At 68.8% G+C, this 727-nt stretch carries 1 protein-coding gene; it reads right to left on the reverse strand.

Going from position 1 to position 727, the window contains the following annotated elements:
- Positions 1 to 716: aminotransferase class I/II-fold pyridoxal phosphate-dependent enzyme (locus ACY5KJ_RS18205; protein WP_462203929.1), on the reverse strand; the 716-nt coding region annotated here is incomplete at its 3' end.
- Between the last annotated feature and the right edge of the window lie 11 nt (positions 717 to 727).

Consider the following 727-nt stretch of genomic DNA (forward strand, 5'->3'; position numbering starts at 1 on the left):
CGACAGATCCGGAAATTCGACCCGGAGGTCTGGTGGAAGTACCGGCGGTCCGTGCGTGGCCGCCCGCAACTGTGCCGCAGGAAGCCGAGTTCGTGCAGCTCGGCGTCGGGGAAGGTGACGGCGCTGCCCTCACCGGCGGTCATGAGCTTGCCGTTCTGGAAGCTGAACGCCGCCACCGAGCCCAGCTCACCGAGCTTCTTACCCTGCCACTGCGCACCGTGCGCGTGCGCCGCGTCCTGGATCAGCGGGACCCCGGCATCCGCGGACAGCTTCGCCAGGGCGTCCATGTCGCAGACCTGGCCCGCCATATGCACCGGCATGATCGCCCGAGTGCGTGGGGTCACCGCAGCTGCCGCGGCGGTGACCTCGATGCAGTACGTGTCCGGGTCGATGTCGACCGGCACGGCCACCGCGCCGAGGCGCTGGGCCGCCTGCGAGGAGGAGATGAAGGTGAACGCCGGCACGATGACCTCACTGCCAGGTCCGACCCCCAGGACCTGCAACGCGAGCTCCAACGCATGCGTCCCGTTGGTTACGGCGAGGGCGTGGCTGGCCCCATGGTAGGCAGCGAATTCCCGCTCGAAGGTATCGACCTCGCTGCCACCCATGCGCCACCATTGGCCCTGTTCCAACGCCCGGATCAGACCACCGCGCTCCTCGTCGGAGTACTGCGGCCAGGCTGGCAACTCCGGCGCATGCCGTGCTCTACCGATCACGATCCCCGCCC

It is taken from the genome of Frankia sp. CcWB3, from assembly GCF_977927595.1.